The following is a 2,148-nucleotide window of genomic DNA, read 5'->3' on the forward strand; positions in this document are numbered from 1 at the left end:
TGGGTTCACCTCCTTCCGGGGCGTGGTGGCGGATGCCTTCGGTCAGGGCTGCGGCCCAGGGCTCCTCACTGCCGAACACGTCGAGCGTGGTGAGCAGGTGGCAGAGCTGCCCGAAGGCGATGAACTGCTGAACCTCGGTAGCGGTTCCACCGGAGCGGCTGGAGGCGAACGAGGTGACGCGTGCGATGCCGCGCCGGACGGCCTCGGCGATCTCCGGCACGTCGGTGGCGGCCTGGGCGTGGACCTGCAACATCATGAGGTCGCGGTCCGCGATCAGCGCGGCGTACGACGCGCCCATGGAATGCAGTACGTCCGCCGGGACCTGCGTCTCGGCCTGGGTGGCGCCCTTCTCCAAGGCGTCGACGATCTGCTCGTAGCACCGATCGAGCGCCGCGACGAAGAGCGCGACCTTGGCGGGGAAAAGCTTGAAGACATACGCGGGGGAGATCTTCGCGTGTTCGGCTACGGCTGCGATCGGTGTGCTGGCGTAGCCGGACTGTGCGAACACCGCAACAGCGCTCGTGACGACCGCCTCGCGGCGCGCATCCGCAGTGGAGAGCTGTGTCTTCCGAGTTGTCATGTGAGTGACTGTACACTCACTCGCGACATCCGCACAACTCGCCTGGTAGAGGCGGTGCCCTGATGTACGAGTGGTCTTGCGGTCCTTGTGCCCCGAAGACCGCTCAATGACCGCGGAACGCCTCCTCCAGCCACCATGCCCCTTGCGGCGCGGCGATCTTGGCATCGATGAGCAGAGGACGTTCACGTGGACCCCGGACCCATCGCTCGACGGGTTCGAGGTCGGCGAGGGAATGCACGGTCACCGCGTCGAAGCCGTAGCCGGCACCGATGGCGGCGATGTCGGTATCCGGGAACGTGACCGTGTCGAGCGGCTCCCCGTCGCGGAAGTGGTGGACCTCGGCACCGTACGCGTCATCGTTGTACACCACGACGACCATGGGCAGACCGAGGCGCCGCACGGTGTCGAGCTCGGCGGCGGCCATCAGCGCTCCGCCGTCGCCAAGGGCGGCGACCGGCAGCCGATCCGGCCGGGCCAGCGCGGCGCCGACCGCCGTTGCCAGGCCGAGTCCGATCGACTGGAAGGACTGGGTGAAGCAGAAGCCGTTCTCGTCGGGCACCGACAGGTACGCGCTGGGATAACCCATGAAGTTGCCGGAATCGACCGCGACGATGCGCTGGTGGGGCAAGATGTCGTCGAGCGCGATGGTCAATGTGCGCGGGTCGATGCGGGCCTGTTCGCCGACCCCGTCGCCCCAGTCGTCGTAGGGCAGATCACGCCATCGCAACTCGTCGCGGAGTCTCTGCTGGATCGCGTGGTCCCGGTATCCGGGCGGTGCCTCGGGCAGCTCCCACAGCGCCTGTGCGGCGGCGGCCGCCGTGAGGGCACTGTCACCGACGATGCCGTGCTCGACCGGTCGGTGCGCACCGATGGCGCCCGGGTCGAGGTCGACCTGTACGAGCGTGGCCTCCGTGCCGATGAGCCGTCCGTGCCGAGTGGTCCACATGTTCAACGCACAGCCGAACCCCACGATGACGTCGGCGTCCGCGATGAGCTCCGCGGCGACCGGGGAGGCGAAGCCGCCGGAGACGTCGAGGGACCAGGGATTTGGGTTGAACAGCCCTTTGGCCACGGCCGACGTCGCGAGTAGGGCGCCGCAGGCGTCGCCGAGGTCGGCCAGCTCGGCTCCGGCGTGCCGGGCGCCCCGGCCGGCGATGATGACCGGGCGTTCGGCCGCGGCCAGCAGCTGAACGAGAGCTGCGACGTCGGCCGTCGTGGGCTGGCCGGATGGCAGGGGAGAGGCCGATGAATCCGGTGAGCGGTGCTGACCTCCCGACCCGGATGCGGGTGGCCGCTCAGTGTCGGATGGCGCCGGCGCGGACTGAATCTCAAGCGGAAGGTTGAGCACGACGGTTCTTCTGTCATCTCTGGCCAGCGCGTAGGCGCCGGCGGCGTCCGCGGCCGCGCTGTCCGGCGATGTCACCCGGATGCTGTGCGCGCCGACTCCGGCTGCGAGCCCCGGCTGGTCGACGTAGAAGTTGGAATGCTCGGCGGTGGTCTCGGCGGCCAGCACCAGCAGGGGTGTGCGACTCTTAGCCGCCTCGGTGATCCCCGTGAGTGCGTTGGTC

Annotated in this window: 2 protein-coding genes; both read right to left on the minus strand. The window is 69.0% G+C overall.

The annotated features are described in order from the left end of the window. Nucleotides 1–580, minus strand: a 580-nt coding sequence (locus ELR45_RS21425) for a TetR/AcrR family transcriptional regulator (RefSeq protein ID WP_165367987.1), incomplete at its 3' end; no start/stop codon positions are given. Nucleotides 581–683: 103 nt separating this feature from the next. Next, nucleotides 684–2,148, minus strand: a 1,465-nt coding sequence (locus ELR45_RS21430; protein WP_205856996.1) for a thiamine pyrophosphate-binding protein, incomplete at its 5' end; no start/stop codon positions are given.

Source organism: Phytoactinopolyspora endophytica (assembly GCF_004138495.1).
Lineage (GTDB): Bacteria > Actinomycetota > Actinomycetes > Jiangellales > Jiangellaceae > Phytoactinopolyspora > Phytoactinopolyspora endophytica.